Annotated in this window: 22 protein-coding genes; 18 read left to right on the top strand and 4 right to left on the bottom strand. The window is 36.4% G+C overall.

The genetic code is table 11. The annotated features are described in order from the left end of the window. The first annotated feature begins 90 nt into the window (after positions 1-90). The 7 genes from ACULEU_RS10310 (at position 91) to ACULEU_RS10280 (ending at position 4,475) form a co-directional block, all read left to right on the top strand. Positions 91-294, top strand: a complete 204-nt coding sequence (locus ACULEU_RS10310; RefSeq protein ID WP_445452504.1) for a hypothetical protein — start codon at positions 91-93, stop codon at positions 292-294. A 261-nt stretch (positions 295-555) separates the two neighbouring features. Continuing rightward, positions 556-1,140 carry a Crp/Fnr family transcriptional regulator gene (locus ACULEU_RS10305; protein ID WP_445452503.1) on the top strand — a complete coding sequence of 195 codons (585 nt, stop codon included), beginning with the start codon at positions 556-558 and terminating at the stop codon, positions 1,138-1,140. A gap of 134 nt (positions 1,141-1,274) precedes the next feature. After that, a complete protein-coding gene (locus ACULEU_RS10300) occupies positions 1,275-1,796 on the top strand; it encodes a hypothetical protein (RefSeq protein WP_445452502.1) in 522 nt (173 codons plus the stop codon). Between the two features lie 7 nt (positions 1,797-1,803). Further along, on the top strand, positions 1,804-2,181 hold the full coding sequence (locus ACULEU_RS10295; protein ID WP_445452501.1) for a VOC family protein: 378 nt from the start codon (positions 1,804-1,806) through the stop codon (positions 2,179-2,181). A gap of 65 nt (positions 2,182-2,246) precedes the next feature. Beyond that, positions 2,247-3,539 (top strand): serine hydrolase domain-containing protein, encoded by a 1,293-nt coding sequence (locus tag ACULEU_RS10290; RefSeq protein ID WP_445452500.1) that lies wholly within the window; start codon positions 2,247-2,249, stop codon positions 3,537-3,539. Positions 3,540-3,548: 9 nt separating this feature from the next. Next, on the top strand, positions 3,549-4,037 hold the full coding sequence (locus ACULEU_RS10285; protein ID WP_445452499.1) for a hypothetical protein: 489 nt from the start codon (positions 3,549-3,551) through the stop codon (positions 4,035-4,037). Between the two features lie 12 nt (positions 4,038-4,049). Then, positions 4,050-4,475: a DUF3995 domain-containing protein gene (locus ACULEU_RS10280; RefSeq protein ID WP_445452498.1), complete on the top strand. Its 426-nt coding sequence runs from the start codon at positions 4,050-4,052 to the stop codon at positions 4,473-4,475. 216 nt (positions 4,476-4,691) lie between these two features. On the opposite strand, the gene ACULEU_RS10275 is transcribed toward ACULEU_RS10280, so the two are convergent. After that, the gene (locus ACULEU_RS10275) at positions 4,692-5,240 is read right to left on the bottom strand and encodes a sigma-70 family RNA polymerase sigma factor (RefSeq protein WP_445452497.1); all 549 of its coding nucleotides are present in this window, start codon (positions 5,238-5,240) and stop codon (positions 4,692-4,694) included. Between the two features lie 831 nt (positions 5,241-6,071). On the opposite strand from ACULEU_RS10275, the gene ACULEU_RS10270 reads away from it, so the two are divergent. From ACULEU_RS10270 to ACULEU_RS10250, 5 genes are all read left to right on the top strand, one after another. After that, positions 6,072-6,254 (top strand): hypothetical protein, encoded by a 183-nt coding sequence (locus ACULEU_RS10270; RefSeq protein WP_445452496.1) that lies wholly within the window; start codon positions 6,072-6,074, stop codon positions 6,252-6,254. A gap of 360 nt (positions 6,255-6,614) precedes the next feature. Next, the gene (locus ACULEU_RS10265) at positions 6,615-7,721 is read left to right on the top strand and encodes a GDSL-type esterase/lipase family protein (protein WP_445452495.1); all 1,107 of its coding nucleotides are present in this window, start codon (positions 6,615-6,617) and stop codon (positions 7,719-7,721) included. Beyond that, complete coding sequence (locus tag ACULEU_RS10260; RefSeq protein ID WP_445452494.1) at positions 7,711-9,084, top strand: sialate O-acetylesterase; 1,374 nt, start codon at positions 7,711-7,713, stop codon at positions 9,082-9,084. Before ACULEU_RS10265 ends, ACULEU_RS10260 begins: the two co-directional genes overlap by 11 nt. 3 nt (positions 9,085-9,087) lie before the next feature. Continuing rightward, positions 9,088-11,370, top strand: coding sequence for a beta-glucosidase BglX (bglX, locus tag ACULEU_RS10255; RefSeq protein ID WP_445452493.1), 2,283 nt, complete (start codon positions 9,088-9,090; stop codon positions 11,368-11,370). A gap of 70 nt (positions 11,371-11,440) precedes the next feature. Then, positions 11,441-12,397: an aldo/keto reductase gene (locus ACULEU_RS10250; RefSeq protein ID WP_445452492.1), complete on the top strand. Its 957-nt coding sequence runs from the start codon at positions 11,441-11,443 to the stop codon at positions 12,395-12,397. 9 nt (positions 12,398-12,406) lie between these two features. On the opposite strand, the gene ACULEU_RS10245 is transcribed toward ACULEU_RS10250, so the two are convergent. Genes ACULEU_RS10245 through ACULEU_RS10235 form a run of 3 tightly spaced genes read right to left on the bottom strand, consistent with a single transcriptional unit; the run spans position 12,407 to position 15,065 of the window. Continuing rightward, positions 12,407-13,684 carry a glycoside hydrolase 5 family protein gene (locus ACULEU_RS10245; protein ID WP_445452491.1) on the bottom strand — a complete coding sequence of 426 codons (1,278 nt, stop codon included), beginning with the start codon at positions 13,682-13,684 and terminating at the stop codon, positions 12,407-12,409. 7 nt (positions 13,685-13,691) lie between these two features. Beyond that, the gene (locus ACULEU_RS10240; protein ID WP_445452490.1) at positions 13,692-14,915 is read right to left on the bottom strand and encodes a glycoside hydrolase family 26 protein; all 1,224 of its coding nucleotides are present in this window, start codon (positions 14,913-14,915) and stop codon (positions 13,692-13,694) included. 6 nt (positions 14,916-14,921) lie between these two features. Next, complete coding sequence (locus ACULEU_RS10235; protein ID WP_445452489.1) at positions 14,922-15,065, bottom strand: hypothetical protein; 144 nt, start codon at positions 15,063-15,065, stop codon at positions 14,922-14,924. Positions 15,066-15,923: 858 nt separating this feature from the next. Between ACULEU_RS10235 and ACULEU_RS10230 the strand changes: the two genes are divergently transcribed. The 6 genes from ACULEU_RS10230 to ACULEU_RS10205 all read left to right on the top strand — a co-directional run bounded on the left by ACULEU_RS10230 (position 15,924) and on the right by ACULEU_RS10205 (position 22,533). Then, the gene (locus ACULEU_RS10230; RefSeq protein ID WP_445452488.1) at positions 15,924-17,240 is read left to right on the top strand and encodes a phage integrase SAM-like domain-containing protein; all 1,317 of its coding nucleotides are present in this window, start codon (positions 15,924-15,926) and stop codon (positions 17,238-17,240) included. Between the two features lie 261 nt (positions 17,241-17,501). Beyond that, positions 17,502-17,870 (top strand): hypothetical protein, encoded by a 369-nt coding sequence (locus ACULEU_RS10225; RefSeq protein WP_445452487.1) that lies wholly within the window; start codon positions 17,502-17,504, stop codon positions 17,868-17,870. 153 nt (positions 17,871-18,023) lie between these two features. Beyond that, on the top strand, positions 18,024-18,869 hold the full coding sequence (locus tag ACULEU_RS10220) for a DUF3347 domain-containing protein (RefSeq protein ID WP_445452486.1): 846 nt from the start codon (positions 18,024-18,026) through the stop codon (positions 18,867-18,869). 109 nt (positions 18,870-18,978) lie between these two features. Next, positions 18,979-19,269, top strand: a complete 291-nt coding sequence (locus ACULEU_RS10215; RefSeq protein ID WP_445452485.1) for a heavy metal-binding domain-containing protein — start codon at positions 18,979-18,981, stop codon at positions 19,267-19,269. 88 nt (positions 19,270-19,357) lie between these two features. Then, complete coding sequence (locus ACULEU_RS10210; protein ID WP_445452484.1) at positions 19,358-19,918, top strand: helix-turn-helix domain-containing protein; 561 nt, start codon at positions 19,358-19,360, stop codon at positions 19,916-19,918. A 77-nt stretch (positions 19,919-19,995) separates the two neighbouring features. Next, on the top strand, positions 19,996-22,533 hold the full coding sequence (locus ACULEU_RS10205) for a heavy metal translocating P-type ATPase (protein WP_445452483.1): 2,538 nt from the start codon (positions 19,996-19,998) through the stop codon (positions 22,531-22,533).

Here is a 22,533-nt window from a genome sequence, read left to right as displayed (position 1 = left end):
TCCTTATGTCTTTCTACGAATAAGCAGCAATTTGCGTCCAAATCACATTATCATAGTCTTACTTTTATAAACATTAAATCGTATTTTACTATGAAAACAGAATCAATCGAAATTTTGGAGAAAAACAATCTCAAAAGTGACCTTAAGAAAGAAGAAACATCAGGTTGTTGTGGAGGTGTTCCTACAAGTAACGAAGAGGCTTGTTGCAAATTAGATGAAGACAAAAAGGCGGAAGGAGAAGCGGGATGCGGATGCAACGCAACTGCCGAAAAGTCTAAGTCTACTTGTTGCTAAAAAAAAAGATAAGACAACCTAGTTGTCTTATCTTTTTTTAAATAATTTTATAACTTTAGATTACATGATTTTCAGAGGTCTAACGGGATTCCAGAGTTTTATTATTTCATAAAATGATGTAGTGCAGGTAGTGCTCTACATTTTCATCAAAATCGATACAAATCAAAATCAAATTTTCTGCAACGATGGTTGGTTGATCACAGAGGATTTAAAAAACTTTTGAAAAGAGTTCAAAAATTTAAGTTAGACAGTATTAAAAATATGATTGACGTAGACATTGCCATCGAAATCATTAGCGAAAAGTATACGCCTTTGACGGCTGACTGTAAAATAGACTTCAAAAAGGCCAGTAACTTAGTACATCTTGACAAAGCAGCATTGATTGTTAAAGAAGGACAGTTGGCTGATAAATTGTATTTTATTGTGAGCGGCTGTGTCAGAGCTTACTATAATAAAGATGGGAAAGAAATTACCGATTGGTTTGCTTTTGACGGCGATTTTTTAAGTTCCAGAAACAGTTTCTATCAAAACGAACTAAGCCATTGCTCTATTGAACTACTCGAGCAAACTACTTTTTTAGAAATAACACGAGAGGCGACAGAAATACTTATAGACCAACATCATTGTTTTGAGCGATTGGGAAGGGTTGCGATAACCAAAACGATGCTGCAATTGCAGGATCGAATCGTTTCTTTACAATTTGAGACTGCACAACAGAAATATGAGAGTCTCCTAAAAATGCGCCCTGATATACTTCAACGAGTACCATTAACGTATATAGCCTCTTACATTGGTATTACACTTGAAACCTTAAGCAGAATTCGAAACCCGAAAAATCGAATTTGATATACATCAAATGGATTTCGTTTTTTTTGATTGACATTTACGAAACGGTTTAAAAGGAACGAACCCAGACCAATAGTTTGTTTTTCTGAACTTCACTGCCATTGAAAAAAATGTTACTAATTTAATTATACGATATGAGCAATCCAACCACTAGAAAAGATTTTTTAAAAAAGAGTTTGTTTTTGGCCTCAGGAATTACTCTTGTACCCAGCTTTCTGCATGCTAAAAATGAAAAAGTATCGGGCGCATTAAATCCTAAAATGGTTTACGAATTTGTAAATGATGCGCACACGGATTTTGACAAAGTCAAAAAAATGCTAGAAGCCACTCCTTTGTTGCTAAATGCTGCCTGGGATTGGGGAGGAGGAGATTTTGAGACAGCGCTTGGTGCAGCGGCACACATGGGACAAAAAGAGACGGCCAACTTTTTAATAGCACAAGGTGCGCGAACCGATATTTTCGTATTGACCATGCTGGGGAAAACTGAAATTGTTAAAGCAATGCTCAAAGAATACCCCAATCTTTTACACTCACAAGGGCCTCACGGATTTACATTACTACACCACGCAGAAAAAGGCGGGCAAGACGCGGAACAACTAATGGAATATTTGCAAAATCTCGGTTTGAAAGAGACGTTTATGGAACTTAAAAAATAGTACGAGCATGAAAGTAAAAGTCGACTCGATACTGCTATTTGTTCAGAATATTGACAATCTAAAAGCGTTTTACGTTACCCTGTTAGGGCTTGAAGTTGTAGAAGAAATTCCGACTACTTGGCTATTGCTTAATGCTGGTACTTGTACTATAGGCCTGCATAAGATTGGAGCAGCGTATTTAGATGAAAATCAAGAGGGATTTAAATTTGACAACAATACCAAAATAGTATTTGAAGTTGAAGGAGATCTTTCTGCTTACCGAAAAAACTTGTTATCAAACAATATAAAGCTTGGTGAAATAATGTCATGGGATACTTATCCCTATTGGGTTTGTGATGGAGAAGACCCTGAAGGGAATATATTTCAATTAAAAGTAAAAAAGTAACCGATTTTTAGCCAATAACCAGTTATGGCAAATAGCAAACTATTCCTTAATAAAGATATACTACTATGAAGCGATTTATCAAATACACCTGTGTAGCCCTTGTTTTGTCTATTGTATGGGCAATTGTTTTTATAAATGGTCTCTTGAATGGATGGTGGCATAACCCTATTACGAAGGACAAAGACACCGAGTCATTCATTGCAGCCGTCCAGCAGACTACTAAAAAAGAATTTGCGGGTAATTTTGCCTTGGCTATCATGAAAGATGGCGTTGTAGAAAAAGAAGTTTTCTTTTCTCATGATAAACCTGTGGATAGAAATACGATTTTTCAAGTTTCGTCCCTTTCAAAATTTATTACTGCAGTAGGAGTTATGAAATTGGTAGAACTCGGGAAAATCGATTTAGATACTCCTGTAAATCAATACCTGAAAAGATGGCAATTACCACCGAGTGAATTTAATAACGACCTCGTAACAGTGCGAAGATTGCTAAGTCACACAGCCGGTTTAACAGATGGACTTGGCTATAATGGTTTTGAAAATAAAAATAGTATACAAACTCTTGAGGCTTCACTAACCAAGGCAAAAGATGCCGATAAAAGCAGTAGCGGTGAAGTGCGTGTAGGAATAGCACCAAACACTGCTTGGAAATACTCTGGCGGAGGTTTTACCCTGTTGCAACTGCTTGTAGAAGAAAGAAGCGGTCAGTCCTTTAACGAATTTATGACGTCCAATGTATTCAAGCCATTGAACATGCAAAGTAGTACTTACATTGTAAACGATTCGCTCCATAGCCGTTTATGTGGATTTTACAATGCTGACAAAACAACTGCTCCGCAACATTATTACACTTCATTAGCCGCTACATCCCTGTTCACGACATTATCAGATTTAGAAACATTTTTTCAAATTTTCCTTATAGGAAAGAACGGAGAACCCATTGGCAGACAACAAATAAAGCCAGAAACGCTGAAGTTACTTCGAGAAGGACATTGGAGCGAAATGGGAGAAGCAATTTATGGTTTAGGGACAATGCTTTACCTCGATATAGAAAATGGCGAGGATATTTTTGGTCATGACGGAAAAAGCAGCAATCCTGCTATAAACACTGCCATTAGAATTAATCCGGTTACCGGTGATGGTATCATAGTTTTAGAAACAGGTAATCCCGATTTGGCAACAAGAATCGCGAGTGATTGGGTATTTTTAAAAACAGGAAAAGTAGATACCTTACTGTTTAGTATGTTGGTAGGGAAGTCAATGAAAATTGCGCTCATCGGATTAGTTGTCATTCTACTTGTTCTTATAGGAGTAGCAAGATGGCGTAAAAAAAGAAAACTTCCGAAAATCATTCAATAAAGAAAGTGTATGAAAGTAGTCAATAGTCATAGCCGAGAAATTCATCAACCAAAAGCAGCAATTGTTACCCTATTTAAAACACTGGCATCGGAAAACGACTTAATGCTGGCCACGCACAAATGGTCTCCAATGAAATTAGATAAAGGCTTACAAGTGGGTTCCAAAGGCGGTCATGGTCCTATAAGATACCATGTGCAGCACTATGAACCGGAAGAGTATATTGTTTTCAAGTTTGACCTAAAAGGATTTGATGGAACCCACCAATTTATTATTTCAGAAATCGATCCCAACATTACCCGTATTTCCCATACTATCGTGATGACCACTTCGGGTATCGCTTCCCTTAAATGGTTGTTAGTCATTCGCTGGATTCACGACGCTTATATTGAAGATGCCTTTGACAAGGTTGAAAATCACTTCTTGAAAGACAAAAAAAGAACAGCATGGAGTCTTTGGGTTAGACTCTTGAGAAAAATAATGCAACCTAAAAAAAACTAAATACAGGCTATTATGGTGCTATCCATTTTAATGAGTTTCATTTTAATAGGGCTAGGAGGTATTCATTTTTATTGGGCTTTTGGCGGACAACTTGGTTTTGCGGCAACATTGCCCACCAAGGAAAACGGTCAGAAAGTGCTAAATCCCAAAATTAGCCATTGCCTCATAGCCGGATTTGTTTTTCTTTTATTTGGTTTTTTGTATCTGATGCAATCCGGACTCATCGTTTTTGAAGGAACAGCATCGATGCTAGCCTATGCCGGTTGGATAATCCCGACAATTTTTATCGCAAGAGCGGTAGGAGACTTTAAATATGTGGGTTTCTTCAAAAGCATAAAAGAAACGAATTTCGGTAAAATAGATACGCAAATTTATACTCCACTATCTTTACTTATTGGGATACTAGGGGTATTAATTCAACTATTAAAATACAATTAGGGCTAGTTTCCGTTTTTTGTATGTCTTTTGGACAACACTCGGTTTCGGCTTTTGCAGTAGCTTCTAGAGCACTTACACCTGCATAAATGGCAAGTGATGTCGACAAAGCAACAACGGCAATGATTACTCCTTTTTTCATGGTGAATGAATTAAATTATTACAGACAATAGCATCTGCGTAAATACGACATCAACTGGAGTGAAAAGACGCAAAAAATTAGGTGCAACTAAAATTTTTATTTTCGGAGTCTAATAGATTTCCGTAGCGATCACTTTCATAAGCACAGCAATCTTGTATCAGTTGTTTTAATTTTTCTTTTCCGCGTTGTACCCTTGATTTTGCGCCAGAATAGGAGATTTGTAATTTTTCGGCCAATTCTATTTGGGAAACATCTTGAAACTCGGTAATCAACAACGCTTCTCGGTAGTTTTTGGGTAATTTAGTGATAAAAGGTTTTATGCAACATTCCGCAATGGTAGTATTCAAAGATTGGGTTTCTTCTTCGGTTATTTTTTCTATTATTTCAGAAGTGTCAAGGATTGTTTTTCTATTTCTAAAATAATCGTTGATGGCATTTCTAACAATTCCATACAAATAATGCCGCAAATTTTCAGCATGATTGACTTTATCAATATTGTGGATGATTTTCACAAAGACTTCTTGTAAAATATCATCGGTATCGACAGGATTTCGGGTTTTGTTTAAAATAAAGGCCCTCAATTCTTTGTGAAATTCAAGCCATATTGTAGTAACTGCTGTTGTCATTTGATTGTAATTATAAATAGTAAAGTTATGACGATTTTAAACTCAAAAAGACGCAAGATTCGGGTAAATAAGTCTTGTTTCCTTTTATTTAGATTCATTAGTGCGCGCTACTTCGGGTACTCGGTGTGTTCTAGACTACAATTCCTAAACGTCACGCTAGGTGACTAATTCTCACGTATGTTGGCTATACCTGCCATCATTATACAAACAACTACAGCATCAATACTTACTTTTAAAGATACTATTTTATTGGGTTTACGTAACAAGCAAAAGATTGACTTTATCAAGTAAATACAACCCTACTCCTACTTAAATCGTTAAGTGGGGCTCATGCGGTAACTTCCAATAAAACTTTGTGGTATTTGTTTTTGGTAAGGAGTAGCTAAAATAGTAAAACACTACAGGTGAACAAGTTTTAGCGCTGTATTTTAGGGTTAATAGCGCTCTACACTAGTAAAAATTAGTCTACCGTGCTACTACAAACGCCATCCCTTAATTCAAAATCCAATAATCCAATAATCCAATGTTCTAATATTCTAAAAATCTAAAAATCCAACTCATTGTGCAAACTTTTCGGTTTTGAAAAACATGCACAGTAAATTGTAGCATACTTTTTCGTTTTGAAAATTATGCACAGTAAATTGTAGCATACTTTTCAGTTTTGAAAAACATGCACACAAAATTGTAGCATACTTTTTAGTTTTGAAAATTATGCACACAAAAATTTCGTCTATTTTTCCGTTTTAGTAAGTAGGTATTCGCCTTGTAATAGCTTGATTAATATGGTGCTAAATAATAAACTAAGAGAAGAAAGGGTGAGAAATAAAGGGCTTGCTGGGTTTTTCCCAGGACGAAATGGCCCAACTTTTAAGGTTTCACCGCAATTCCGTATCCCGTTTTGAGTTGGGGAACTATACTATTCCTGACGCTTCAAAAGTGTTGCGGATGTATCTACAAGCAAGGTCTAGCTCTCTCCAAAAAACACACTCTAACAGCAGGAGAAGTAGGGATTAACTCCTTTATTCGTAAACAGGTTTCCTTTGTATTTGATAGTAAGAATTTGAAATTAAGAGGAGGTCTGCCTTTGGCGGTCAGGTCTGCCTGCCGGTAGGCAGGTACCCAATCTTTAGCTGTTTTTAATAAATAGAGATTACCTTCGGTGAGCCTGTGCAAGGTAACATAGCAAAGCAAACCTACAAGGCAACTGATAAATTACTTTGAATTATGTTAAATAAATTTAGTAAATAGACAGTTAAAAGCACGAAAGTAACAAATTCTTCCACTAGTATTTTTTTTAATCAACATTTGACAGTATTCTATCAGACATATTGCTTAAAATAAAATATTTTTACAAGGTATAGAATTAAAAAAAATATGAAATCTAATCCATGGCTTAATTGTGTTCTATTGATAGCAATCACTACATTTTCTAATTGCCAAAATAAAACGAACACCACTCAAGCTGCTAATTTTATTTTCAAAGGTAGAGTTGAGAAAATATCGGAAAGCAGTGCCCATCTGATTTCTCCGGCATCTTCGGTAACCTTTACCTTTAAAGGGACAGAAGCCCACTACATTTTAAAAAGCACGGATACCTGGGAACACCACAATTATTTTTGTTTGGAAGTGGATGGACAATACAAAGGAAGGTTTAGGGTTGAAAAAGGTTCAGCACAAAAATTCTCAATTCAAACTACTGAAAATAAAGACCATCAGGTAACGATCTACAAAGCTACAGAGGCCGCAAGCGGCACGCTTTTTTTTGATGGAACATCAATAGTTACTATCGTTCCCACTACTATAGCTTCCAAAAAGAAAATCGAATTCATAGGAGATTCCATTACCTGCGGAGCGCAAAGCGATTCTTCTGTAATGCCCTGTAATCAAGGGGAGTACTTTGATCAACACAATGCTTATATGGCTTATGGCCCAATACTTTCGAGAGCACTTAACGTCGATTGCATGTTGAGCTCCGTATCCGGAATCGGAATGTACCGCAATTGGAATGATGAAAATATTCTAGAACCTATCATGCCACAAGTATATGAGAATTTGTACTTAAACAATAATGCTTCAATGTCTTTTGATGCATCGTATCAGCCGGATATTGTTAGTATTTGTTTGGGAACAAACGATATGTCTGATGGTGATGGAAAAGTGCCAAGATTGTCCTTCAACAAAGAAAAATACACCAACAATTACATTAATTTTGTAATAAACCTTTTTAAACGTTACCCCAACACTCAGATAGTTTTGTTAAATAGTCCGATGGTTTCAGGAGAGCGGAATAAGGTCTTGGTGGACTGTTTAAAAAAGGTCATTCAAACCTTCAAAAATGACAAAACTCACAAACCAATAGTGATGTTTGAATATGATGCTATGCACGCCAATGGATGTACCGGGCATCCCAATATTGAAGATCATACTATAATGGCATCCCAATTGAAACCCTTTTTTACCAAATTGCTAGATGAGAAGTAAGATACTCTTTTTGTTTTTTTTAATGATTGCCAATAGTGCTATGGCTAATGTCACGTTACCTAGTTTCTTTTCAGATGGCATGGTGCTGCAACGCAATTCGGATGTCAAACTATGGGGCTGGGGCAATCCCAAAGAACCTATTATAATTACGACAAGCTGGAACAAGCAAGAGTATAGCACTGTCGCTGATAGTAATGCGAATTGGAGTGTAATCATACCAACTGCAAAGGAAGGCGGTCCTTATACCATATCAATAAAAGGCTATAATGAACTAGTGCTCAAAAATGTTTCTTTGGGAGAAGTTTGGCTCTGTTCGGGGCAATCGAATATGGAAATGAATGCCAATTGGGGAATACTAAATGGTGAAGAAGAAGCCAGGAAAGCGACCCATCCCAACATTCATTTTTTTGCTGTAGCCAAAGCGTCCTCAGACAATCCTCAAAATAATCTCGCTGGAAATTGGGAGGTATGTTCTCCCGAAACCATGAAAAGAAATAGTGCCGTGGCTTATTTTTTTGCCAACCGAATCACAGAGGAGCTAAAGAATGTCCCTGTCGGATTGATTATTTCGGCTTGGGGAGCGACTTCCGCAGAGGTATGGATGCCCAAAGAAGTGTTTCAAAACAATGCCGAATTAGTGCAAGCCGCCAACAAAATAAATCCCAATGAATATTGTCCTGTTGGTCATTCAAAAACATTCAACACCATGATACATCCGTTAGTGGGGTACACCATCGCTGGAGTACTTTGGTATCAAGGTGAATCTAATGTAGGTTCCACCATTTATGATAAAACTTTTAGCGCTTTAATTCGTTCTTGGCGTTCCTTATGGGCAACTGAGTTTCCTTTTTACTTTGTTCAATTAGCTCCTTATCAAAACGGAGGTACTGATTTTAGTAGCGTCATCATCCGGGATTTGCAAAGACGCACTTTACAACTTCCGAATACGGCTATGGTAGTAACTAGCGATATTTCTACAACGGATGATATCCATCCCAAAGACAAAAAATCAGTAGGCGTTCGATTAGCGAGTTTAGCCTTAGCCAATATTTATAAAACGAATACAAATGCGGTGAATGGACCTCTATTTAAAGCATTCACTATCAAAAAGTCAAAAATTATTGTTTTCTTTGACTATGCGGAAGGGCTGTACTTTGCATCTAAAAAATCAACTCAATTCGAAATTGCAGGCGATGATGCCGTTTTTTATCCGGCCAAGGCCAAAATCGTAAACAATACTGTTGAAGTTCAATCGGATAAAGTTGCACATCCCAAAAATGTTAGGTTTGCTTGGAAAAACGAAGCGCAATCTGATTTGTTTAACCAAGCGAGATTGCCTGCATCCTCATTTATAAGCGAATAAACTATGAAAAAATCACTCTTGATACTTACTCTTTTATCGTTGGCCTCAGCCAATGCTCAAAAGTCGAACGCTATGAATACAAAAGAAGCCATCAACAAGAAGGTAGAAGTACTTTTAAATAAAATGACCTTAGAAGAAAAAGTAGGTCAAATGAATCAATACAACGGATTTTGGGAAGTGACCGGTCCCGCTCCCAAAGGAGGCGATGCCGAAAAGAAATACGAGCATTTACGCAAAGGTTGGGTAGGTTCAATGCTAACGGTTCGGGGTACCGGGCAAGTTCGTGCCGTGCAGAAAATTGCGGTCGAGCAAACCCGTCTCGGTATTCCGTTAATTATAGGTTTTGATGTCATCCATGGGTATAAAACTTTGAGCCCGATTCCACTAGCCGAAGCAGCCAGTTGGGATTTGGAAGCCATCAAAAAATCGACTCAAGTAGCAGCAGATGAAGCTTCAGCATCCGGAATTAACTGGACGTTTGGCCCTAATGTGGATGTTTCCCGCGAAGCCCGATGGGGTAGAGTAATGGAAGGAGCCGGAGAAGATCCATATCTGGGCAGTAAGATCGCAATCGCCAGAGTTCAAGGATTTCAAGGCGATACTGAAGATGATTTAGCCAAAGTGAATACGATTGCGGCTTGCGCCAAACATTTTGCTGGGTATGGTTTTGCTGAATCCGGAAAAGAATACAATACCGTGGATATCAGTAATGCCACCTTATACAATACCGTACTACCACCTTTTAAAGCAGCCAATGATGCCGGAGTGCGAACCTTTATGAATTCGTTCAATATTCTGAATGGGATTCCGGCAACGGGGAATAGTTTTCTACAAAGAGATATCTTAAAAGGAAAATGGAAATTCGACGGATTTGTCATTACCGACTGGGCGTCTGTGCGCGAGATGATCAACCACGGATTTGCAAAAGATGGTAAAGAAGCCACCAAAAAAGCGGTCGAGGCCGGAGCCGATATGGATATGGAATCGCATCTGTATGTAGCTGAATTGGTGAATTTAGTGAACGAGGGAAAAGTCGATATCAAGTTTATTGACGATGCCGTTCGCAGAATCCTTCGCGTGAAATATGAATTGGGCTTATTTGATAATCCCTATAAATATTGCGATGCTGCCCGAGAAAAACAAGTGGTTGGAAGTGCCTACAATCACGAAGCGGTGTTGGATATGGCCAAAAAATCTATTGTCTTGTTAAAGAATGATAATAATCTGTTGCCCTTAAAAAAATCGGGTCAAAAAATCGCTCTTATTGGTCCGTTAGCTAATGATAAAAACAGTCCGTTGGGAAGTTGGCGCATTGCAGCAGAAGACAATTCGGCGGTTTCGGTTTTAGAAGGAATGCAGCGATACAAAGATAATGCTTTAACCTTCGAAAAAGGAGCCGACTTGACTATAGGCAAAACTACTTTTGTTGATGAAGTGGTATTCAATACCACTGATAAGAGTGGGTTTGAAGCCGCCAAAAACACCGCCAAAAACGCTGATGTAGTGGTTATGGTATTGGGCGAACATGGGTTTCAAAGTGGTGAAGCTCGCAGCCGTACCACTCTCGATTTACCGGGAGTTCAGCAAGAATTATTAGAGGAAATTTACAAGGTAAATTCCAATATTGTTTTAGTATTGAATAACGGTCGACCTCTGGCACTACCATGGGCAGCCGAACATATTCCAGCTATTGTAGAAGCCTGGCAACTCGGAACAGAAACCGGTAATGCCGTAGCGCAAGTACTTTATGGTGATTATAATCCGAGTGGTAAATTGCCTATGAGTTTTCCAAGAAACGTGGGTCAGTGTCCTATTTACTATAATCATTTCAATACAGGAAGACCTACCAATAGTGAGAATAATGTATTTTGGTCGCATTATACCGATGTGGATAAAACGCCACAATGGCCTTTTGGTTTTGGTTTGAGCTATACCAAGTTTGAATACAAGAATTTAAAATTAAATCAATCGGAATATAAAAAAGGTGAAAAAGTAACGGTTACTCTAGAGATTGCAAATGTAGGCGATTACGATGGGAAAGAAGTAGTTCAATTATACATCCAGGATATTGTTGCGAGTTTGGCAAGACCTGTTAAGGAATTAAAAGGGTTTGAACTGGTAGCTCTCAAAAAAGGGGAGTCCAAAACAGTAACCTTTAACTTGTCCGAAAAAGAACTTGGTTTTTATGATAATAACGGGAACTATTTGGTAGAACCCGGACAATTTAAAGTGTTTGTAGGAACGAATTCGGATGATGTTAAAGCAGCAACGTTTGAATTAAAATAATTTCATGTTTTAAGTTAATTTGAAAAAAGGGTTGGACTATTTTCAATCCTTTTTTTGCTAAAAGAAATGTATGAAGTACAATAGATGTGGTAAAAGTGGCTTGTTATTGCCTCAAATTGCGTTAGGTTTATGGCATAACTTTGGGTCAGAGGATGATTTTAAAAATGGGGAAGCAATTATAAAAAGAGCCTTTGATCAAGGGATTACTCATTTTGATTTGGCCAACAATTATGGCCCGATTCCGGGATCGGCGGAAACTAACTTTGGAACCATTCTGAAGAATAACTTTCAGGGAAATCTTCGTGATGAAATGGTGATTGCTACCAAAGCTGGGTATAAAATGTGGGACGGACCTTATGGCGATTGGGGTTCCCGAAAATACCTGATTTCCAGTTTGAATCAAAGTCTAAAACGAATGAATCTAGACTATGTCGACATTTTTTATTCGCACCGATTTGATCCTGAAACGGCGCTGGAAGAAACAATGATGGCTTTAGATTTTGCCGTGAAAAGTGGTAAAGCACTCTACGCCGGGATTTCTAATTACAGTCCGGAACAAACTGCTCAAGCTTCCAAAATTTTACGGGATTTGGGTACGCCTTGCGTTATTCATCAAGCCAGATATTCTATGTTTGGTCGTGAACCTGAACAAGGCTTACTTGATGTTTTAGAAGAGAAAGGTCTTGGATTTATTGCTTTTTCACCCTTAGCGCAGGGTTTATTATCTGATAAATATTTAAGCGGTATTCCCGATAATTCTCGTGCGATGAATCCGAATGGTTTTTTGCAAACGGATGCTATTACGGAAGAAATCATTCGAAAGATTACAGCACTTAATGACATTGCCCAACAACGTAGTCAATCTTTGGCCCAAATGGCTTTGGCTTGGTTATTAAAAGACGAAAGGGTAACTTCTGTTTTATTGGGAGCCAGTTCGGTCAATCAATTGGATAATAGTTTAGCCTGTTTGAAAAATGTAGCGTTTTCAAATGAGGAGCTGATAGCAATTGAAGCTTTTTTACAATAAGCAACCTACTTATTTATTCCATTTAAGATTATAAGCCTTCATTAAATCTAAAGTACTAGTATCGGTTGAAAAAACCGAATTCAATCCCTGTGGTTCTTGCGGTGGGTCGGTGGTGAAGTCTTCGCCTTTGTGCCATTTTCCATTTTCAGGATTATTTCTACCTATACCGGCGTAGCCCCAAAAGTTCAACGCAACAAAGGGTTCGTTGTTGGTAATGGCTTTGGCTAAGCGTTCGAATATAGCTGCGTAATACTGATTTCTATACGCTACCGATGCCTTTTTATCTAAACTTTCTTTGCTTCTTGGGTATCCGAATTCTTCCAAAACCAATGGTCTTTGCAGCTTGTTGGCAACGACAATATGCTCATCGATATAGGCAATGGTTTTTTGAATGGCAATGGGTGTAGAGCCGGCTTCATCTTCTGCACGATACCACCCCCAGTTTTTAGGCCAGATGTGCATCGTTAGATAATCGATGTTTTTATTGGTATGCGTCCGTTCAAAAGTAGCAATATCGTCATTGGAACCTGCTTTTCCTTCAGAACCAGTAGTTATTAAATGATTTTTGTCCAGTAGATTGATTTCATCTACCGTTTCATTCAGCCATTGGGTAAAGGCCGGTTCATTTTCTTTGGTCCACACGCGCGGTTCATTAGCCACTTCCCAAGCCATAATTGCTGTATCTTCTGTATATTTCTTTTGAGTAACAGAATTAGTTCTTCCTATGATGAACTGCATGTGCTTTTTAAAATCAGCTTTACAAGGTTCGCAACGATGAAATTGTGCAGTATAGGTCATGAACTGCGGCCAAGTATTCGGCGCAATATTCGGATTTGGAACTGCTCCGTAACCATTCCACTCTAAATATTTAGCCATACCGCCGGACCATTCCCAGTTGTTATTTAAATATAAAATAGCAGTTAAATCGCGTTTTCCCATTTCAGCTAAGACAAAGTCTAAACCTTCCAATAATTCTTCGTTATAGTTGCCTTTTTGTGGTTGTAAGGCCGGAGTTACCGTAAAGTCCTGGTCGCCTCCTTCGGCACCAACTAGTATTCTGAGATTGGTAATTCCATTCGCTTTTAACTCGTTTAATTCTTGTAAAAGTCGAGTTCTATCGCCATTTTTAGCCCCAATCATGGCGCCATACCAATAATTAGTCCCTACAAAGTGATACGGTTGGTTATTCTTTATAAACTTAGTTTTTTTAACCGTAATAAAGGATTGTTGGCTGCTACAGGAAAGGCAGGTCAGCAAGCATAGGATGTATACAATATTTTTTTTCATACGTGGGTTAGTTGGGTAAGATATAAAGGTTCCCTAAGTTAGGTTGCAACACCGATTTCGCTTTTTGAGAAAACGTGATAAAGTCGGCTACGTTTGGTCGGCTTGGTGTAGGTACATAATAGGCGTTTTGGTTATTGTTCCAAAACATGACATACCCAATTTGCGGATTGTTAGTGGACAAAGCACTGTATAAGTAGCTCGAAAACCAATCGGTTATGGGACTGTTGGAAGTGTTTACCTGAAATCCGGTTTCAGTTAATGCTGCTATTTTGACTTTGTTTATGGCCAAATCCGAAATCATGGTTAATTTCTGATTGGCTCTTGTAGCCCCATTGATGCCTTGGCCGGATGAAAAATCTCCATAGTTATCCATCCCCAAAATATCTACATAGGTATCTCCGGGATAGCGGGATAAGTAGCTTCCGGAGTTGGCATATGAATTATCAGGAGAAAAGGCATACAATACGTTATGAACGTTTTTGACATCTCTTAAATACTCGACCGTAAAACGAAAAATCGTTTTATATTCTTCGGCTGAACAAAAGTTTTGTCCCCACCAGAACCAACTGCCGTCAAACTCATGAAAAGGGCGAAAGATTACCGGAATTTTAACTCCATTAGTATCGGTGAGATTATTCAATACTGATGCTACTTTATCCAATTTGGCTTTATACCAATTGTGATGAATACCACCTGGCATCAGACCTCTAAAAGCAGTAGCCGTTTGTTCCGATGTCATGTCGCTGGCGTAAAAATCATCTTCATTGTTAGGCTCGCGCAAATGCCAACAGAAGGTATTAATCATACCTCGACTGTAAGCGGTTTTCGTATCAGCAATAATTTTTTGTTCTTGTTGGTAATACCAATTGTCCGATTGTTCGTTGTTATTTTTGTCGGTAATAAACATAAAGTCAGAACCTAGCATAGCAGGGTCTTTTCCGGTCGATTTTTTAATATCAGAATCCCCCGAAATATTTCCGAAAAACGCATTGAAGGCATCATGCTGACCAATAGCCGTTTTGGTTTTAGAGAGTTTTTTTAAATTATAAAACAACGCTACCGTTTCGTTGGTTGCATTCGGGTCGGTCATGTAGGTTCTCGCATTTTGAGGTGTTAAAGCATCGGAAGGCGTTGGATCGATTGGATCAATGACGTCTGGAGTTCCTGATGCATCTTTGGAACAGGCTAGACTTATCGTCATTACAGCAAAAAGGAAGACAATTTTTTTCATAGCTTTTTAGTTAAATATAACCGAGATTTCATCGGCATATAAGGTTCCGGTAGCAAATCCTAAGCCTACCATGAGGAGGTATTTTTTGGTGCCTTTGGGTAGCGTAAACGTTTTGGTATAAAACAATACACTATGAGAAGAAAGGTTCAAGGAATAAGGTGTTTGCTGGGTTTTTCAGGATGAAATGCCAACTTTTAAAGCTTCACCACAATTCCGTATCTCGTTTTGAGTTGGGGAACTGTACTATTCCTCACGCTTCAAAATTGTTGCAGATGTATCTATAGGCAATACTAAGCTAGACCTGACAGGTTTTTAAAACCAGTCAGGTTTAGCTCTCACCGAAAAAAACACTTGAATAGAAGGAGAGGTAGGAATTAACTTCGTTGTTCCTAAACAGGTTTCCTTTGCAATTGATAGTAAGAATTTGATAGTAAGAGGAGGACTGCCACTGGAAGTCAGGCGTGCCTGCCGGCAGGCAGGTACACGAACTTTAGTTCGTTTTTCTATGTTCGTAAGTAACTAGGGATTACCTTCGGTGAGCTCATAGGGGAGAACCTTGCAAAAGAAAACTGCAATGGCTGTTTCACAGCCATTAGTTTTTTTATTTTCGTAAGTAACTAGGGATTACCTTCGGTGAGCCCATGTAGGGTATCCTGAGCAAAGCAAACCTATAAGACTGTTGCACAGCCTTAGTTTTTGTTTTTATAACGTCTTACAAAAGCGAGCTTTTGACACCGCCACAAAAACAAAAACCCGAAACTTTCGTTTCGGGTTTGCTTTGCGGAGAAAGAGGGAACAAAACAGCTTAATTATCAATTAATTCAAAATAACTGAATTAAGCTAAAAAACTCTGTTAAGTTAAGTATTTAAAGGAATTTTTGTAAAAAATATAATTAATTTGGATTAGATGAAATTAAAATTAATTCGCTTTTCGTCGGACAAAAGTCGGACAAATATTTTTTTATAATAATTCTACTATTTATATTTGCTGTAACTAAAATATGAAATATGGCTACTATCAAATTTTCAATTAGAGGAAATAATAATCCAACGAAAATATATATTCGATTTGTTGCAAATAGAGAAACTGATATTAAACTAGCAACACCATTAGTTATCAATCCGGCTTATTTTAATAACGCAAGTGGTAAAATCCGAAAAGTTGCTCAATTTTTAGAAAGAGACAACCTGCAAAATGAATTAGACACTTTGGAATCTTATATAATCAGTAGATATAATAAAAGTGGTACTGGAGCAGATATAGTAAATAAAGATTGGCTAAATGATTGTCTAAATTCCCATTTTAATAAAGCAGACAAGACAGATAACAATTTCATTCTTAATTATTGTGACCTCTATGTAGAAAAATTGGAGTTAAAAACAAATGACCGAACCGGAGAACTCGGAACATCAAAAGCCACAATCACAAAATACAAAACAATAAAATTAAAAATACAGGGATTTCAAGAGTATAAACGCCATAAATATAAACTGTCTGAAATTGATTTGAAATATAGAAATGATTTCCTTAAATATTTACTTGAAGAAGAAAAACTAAGCAGAAATACAGCGGGACGTTATATCAAGTTTTTAAAGACCATTTGTTTGGATGCTCAAAAATCGGGTTATACGATAAGTCCACAACTTCAACAAATTAAAGGTTTTAGTGTTCAAATTGATAAAATTTATCTTAATTGGAGTGAATTAACGGAAATCGAAAACGTTGATTTGGAAGAGGCGCATTTACAAGATGCAAGAGATTGGCTCTTGATAGGTTGTTACATTGGTCAACGTGTTGGTGATTTATTGCAATTAACCAAGCAGGATATTAAGCAAATAGGTAATTTAGATTTTATAGAACTTATCCAACAAAAAACTAAAAAACGAGTTTCCATACTTGTGCACGATAAAGTAAGAGGAATTTTAGATAAGCGAAATGGTAACTTCCCTCCTCTTTACAGCAAAAACATAGAGAGTTCAAAAGCTAAATTTAATTTACACATCAAAGATGTTTGCAAAGAAGCTAAATTGAATGAAATAATTTCAGGCGCAAGAATGAACCCTAAGACTTCTCGAAAAGAAAATGGAGATTTTCCAAAATGGGAGTTAGTTACTTCACATATTTGCAGACGTTCATTTGCTACAAATTATTACGGAGATATTCCAACTGGTTTACTTTTAAACGTTACAGGGCATAGCACCGAAAAGGAGTTTTTGAATTACATAGGTAAAACTCCAATTGATTATGCGCAACAAATGGCGGTTTATTGGAACATCCAAAGCCAAAAACAGCAAAAGGAAACAGTTTTGAGAATTGCTGAATAAATCAAGAATTTGATTTTAGTATCAAACAATTGCAATGGCATTGCAATTATCATTATAAATCATTACAATACTATTGCAACATCTCGTAATCCCTTTAAAATAAGGCATATTGACATTAAACTATAATTGCAATACCATTACAATTATTATTAGAAAACATTGCAATGGTTTTTAAACAATTCTTAACAAAAACAACGTTTAACAAATGTTTAGTTAAATAATGATTGAATTTAATTATTTTTGTTATGTTTAGTTTTAAAAATGAAAAAAAACCACTTCATATTACTTCTGTTATTAGGCATATTCTTTATGCCTAATAACAGTTATGCTTGTGGCAGTTGCTCTGATAAACATCCTCTAAAAAAAGAAATTTCATCAAAAACAGAAAAAGATAATTGTTGCGATAGTGACAGTCATTCTAAATCAAAAGACCATGACGGATGTGGCGGAAAATGTGGTCATTCAAAATGTGCTTGTCCTTCAGCAAGTATTGGTTTTACCATTTCATCTGAACTTATATTTACAAGCAATCATTTTGATTTTTCTTTCGAGAAACAAAAATTTTCTAATGCAGAAACCTTTATTTCTTCGGGTTTCTATTCCCTTTGGTTAATACCAAAAATAAGCTAGAACCAGTTTTTGACAGCCATAAGTGTGTCAAATCAATAAGCAAAATCTGCTTAAAACCCTCCTTTCTCGATTAATCTTAATTTTAAAAGAGTAGCTTTTCAATGCTATACTTTGTAATAGATTAATAACTTTAATTTTAAAAATTTACAAATAATGAACACATTAAAAAAAACAATGATGGCAATAGTACTATTGTTATCAATCGCAGTATCAAATGCACAAATCAAAAATGCCACTACCGACACAGTAAAAATATTCGGAAATTGTGGAATGTGTGAAACAACCATAGAAAAGGTAGGCACTATCAATAAAGTAGCTAAAGTAGATTGGAATAAAGATACCAGCATGGCTACCTTAACTTATGATACAAAACAAACCAATCAAGACGAAATACTAAAACGTATTGCATTAGCAGGTTATGACAGTGAAAAATTCCTTGCACCTGATAAAGCCTATTCAAATCTTCCCGGCTGTTGTCAGTATGAGCGTGAAGCAAAAACGGCAATTAAAAGCGAAGAACCTAAAATGGAAATGTCAAACACCGTAACTGTAACAGAAACGCAAAAGACAAACCAACTGCAACCAGTATTTGATAGTTATTTTGAACTAAAAGATGCTTTAGTAAAGACCGATGGCAATAGTGCTTCTGTAAAAGCTAAAACACTATTAACAGCTATAAATAACGTAAAAATGGATAAATTAGAAATGGAGGTTCACATGGTATGGATGAAAGTCTTAAATGATTTAAAAGAGCATTCGGAACATATTGCTGATACAAAAGACATCAAACATCAACGTGACCATTTTATGGATTTATCAAAAAACATTTATGACCTAATCAAAGTTTCAAAACAAGAAACACCAACCTACTACCAACATTGCCCAATGGCAAATGATGGAAAAGGAGCTGATTGGTTAAGCAAAGAAAGTGCAATCAAAAATCCTTACTACGGTTCTCAAATGTTGACTTGTGGTAAAACAGTAGAAACCATAAAATAATTTTGTATGAATAATACAAATTATAGAAATAATGATATAACTATTTCTATAATAAAGAAATGTATAATTATATAGCAGAAAATAATCTGTGAATTAAAATCTAATAAAAATGAAAAAAATAATCTTTTCAGCCATAGTAATGGCATTCGTATTGGTTTCTTGTAACCAAAAAAACAAAGAAGCTACAACAGAACATTCCCATATGATGGACAATGACAGTACAATGATGGATAATGATAGCACAATGATGAACGACAAAACTAAAACGATGGAAAATCACGAAAAAATGTATGCTTGCCCAATGCATCCCGAAGTACAGGGGAAAATGAATGACAAATGCTCTAAATGTGGTATGAAATTAACTGAGCCTGTTCCTGAAAAAACAGAAGAAAGCAAATAACACATAATCTTGGGTCAGGAACTTAAACTAACTTTGTTATTCATTTAGCAAGGTTAGTTTATATTGTTTAAGCAAAAAACTTTTTACTATGAAACTCTACATCAAAAATATGGTTTGTAGTCGCTGTAAAATGGCTGTGAAGTCTGTATTTGAAAATTTGGAAATTAACCCCATTGCAGTCGAATTAGGCGAAGTCGAATTGAAAAATGACATTCAAGAAAACCAAAAACAGGAACTACTGAAAAAGCTTCGTGCTATTGGTTTTGATTTAATTGATGATAAAAAAAGTAAAACTATCGATAAGATTAAAACACTGATTATTGATTTGGTTCAGAATAAAAACAACGATTTGAAAAGTAACTTATCCGATTATATTTCACAAGAATTGCATCAAGATTATAACACGTTGAGTAATCTGTTTTCAGAAGTCGAAAATACTACTATTGAGAAGTATTTCATAAATCAGAAAATTGAAAAAGTAAAAGAGTTAATTATCTATGATGAACTTTCACTGAGTGAAATTGCTTATTCTTTAAATTACAGTAGCGTTTCTCATTTAAGCAACCAGTTCAAGAAGATAACTGGCTTTTCGCCAACCTATTTCAAAAACTTAAAATCTATAAAACGGAGACAAATTGAGGATTTGTAAATCTTGCAAATCAAACCCAAAATTGTGCAACTCCAATAAACAGTTATACTGGAAATTTGTATTAAAATAATAGAAAGATGATACATACTTATAACATTACCGGAATGACTTGTGATGGTTGTCGCACCAAAGTCGAAAAAACATTGAATAATATTGATGGCGTTGAAGCTAAAGTTTCATTAAATCCATCCATAGCCACTATAACAATGGAAAAACACATTCCAACAACACAGTTGCAAGAAGCATTAACAGTAGTTGGAAAATACACTATAGAAATGACAAATAGTAAAATACCCCAACAGGTAGCAACTAATGATACTACTTCAAAATCTTGTTGTTCAACTCATTCCCATAGCGATAAAAAAGAAATCAAAGTACCTGTTAATGCTAATGGTAAATACTATTGCCCTATGCATTGTGAGGGTGAAAAAGTCTATGATAAAGCAGGAGACTGTCCCGTGTGTGGAATGGATTTAGTCAAAGCACCTGATTTGACGGTTAGCAAAACATTATATACTTGTCCAATGCACCCCGAAGTAATTAGTGAAACTCCGGGTTCATGCCCTATTTGCGGAATGGATTTAGTACCTATGAATCCCAATGATACCGAAGACCAAAAAACCTATAAAGATTTGGCAAAAAAAATGAAAATAGCGGTCGTATTTACTGTTCCTATTTTCGCTATTGCAATGATAGAAATGGCACACAACAATCCTTTATTACAACTAATGGATGCTTCAAAATGGAATTGGGTACAATTAATATTATCACTTCCTGTAGTTTTCTATGCTTGTTGGATATTCTTTGTTCGTGCTTGGAAATCGATAATTACTTGGAATTTGAATATGTTTACTCTTATCGGAATTGGAACAGGTGTAGCATTTCTATTTAGTTTAGTTGGAATGTTTTTCCCTGATATTTTTCCGAGTGAATTCAAGACAGAACACGGTACAGTACTATTATACTTCGAAGCGACAACAGTTATTCTAACTTTGGTCTTATTGGGTCAACTATTAGAAGCCAGAGCGCATAGTCAAACAAGTGGTGCAATCAAAGAATTATTAAAATTAGCTCCAACAGAAGCTACTTTGGTTATTGACGGAAGCGATAAAGTAATTTCAATCCACGACATCAAAAAAGGTGATTTATTAAGGGTAAAACCTGGTGATAAAATTCCTGTGGATGGAAAAATAACTGATGGAGAAAGCAGTATCGACGAAGCAATGATTACAGGTGAACCAATACCTGTTGACAAGAAAAAAGATGATAATGTAATTGCTGGAACAATAAACGGTAACAAATCATTTGTAATGGTAGCTGAAAAAGTAGGTTCGGAAACCTTACTTTCTCAAATTGTACAAATGGTAAATGATGCCAGTCGTTCAAGAGCACCTATTCAGAAATTAGCAGATAGCATCGCCAAATATTTTGTACCAATTGTAGTAATTATTTCAGTCATTACCTTTTTCGTTTGGGCAAAATTTGGTCCCGAACCTGCTATGGTTTATGGTTTTATAAATGCCATCGCTGTATTGATCATAGCGTGTCCCTGTGCGTTAGGTTTGGCAACTCCAATGTCTGTAATGGTAGGCGTGGGTAAAGGTGCACAATCTGGCGTTTTGATAAAGAATGCTGAAGCTTTGGAAAACATGAATAAGGTTAATGTGCTTATTACAGATAAAACGGGAACAATAACTGAAGGTAAACCGTCAGTAGAAAAAATATTTTCAGCCAATAATGATGAGGATAATTTGCTTCAAAATATTGCTTCATTAAATCAATATAGTGAGCATCCATTGGCACAAGCCGTTGTAAATTATGCTAAAATAAAATCCATTTCTTTAATAGACGTAAAAGACTTTGAGGCAGTTTCAGGAAAAGGGGTTATAGGGACAGTGACGAATAAAAAAGTGGCATTAGGGAATAAAAAGTTAATGGTGCAAGTCAAAGCAACAGTTTCAGACGATTTAGAAAACAAAATCATTGACGAACAAAAACTGGGAAAAACAGTATCATACATAGCCGTTGATGGCATTGCAGTTGGTTTTGTATCAATTACCGATGCAATTAAAATATCGAGTGCAGCAGCCATAAAAGAATTAATGCGACAAGGAGTTGAAGTAATTATGTTAACTGGCGACAATGTAAATACTGCCAAAGCTGTTGCCGATGAATTAAACTTATCATCTTACAAAGCAGGTTGTTTACCCGAAGATAAATTAAATGAAATAAAACGTTTACAATCCGAAGGAAAAATTGTAGCAATGGCGGGCGATGGTATAAATGATGCTCCTGCATTAGCACAAGCCGATATTGGAATAGCAATGGGAACAGGAACAGATGTAGCTATTGAAAGTGCCAAAATCACTTTAGTAAAAGGCGATTTACAAGGCATTGTAAAAGCCAAGAATTTGAGCCACGCTGTTATGCGAAACATCAAACAAAATTTATTCTTTGCTTTCTTCTACAATGTGTTAGGGGTTCCAATAGCAGCAGGCGTTTTATATCCAGTTTTTGGAATTTTATTATCGCCAATGATTGCAGCTTTGGCAATGTCATTTAGTTCAGTATCAGTAATTGTAAATGCCTTACGATTACGAAATTTAAAACTTTAA

The sequence above is a fragment of the Flavobacterium sp. 25HG05S-40 genome (assembly GCF_052654735.1).
Note: the sequence above shows the minus strand (reverse complement) of the source record. Positions and strands in the feature narration are given on the sequence as shown.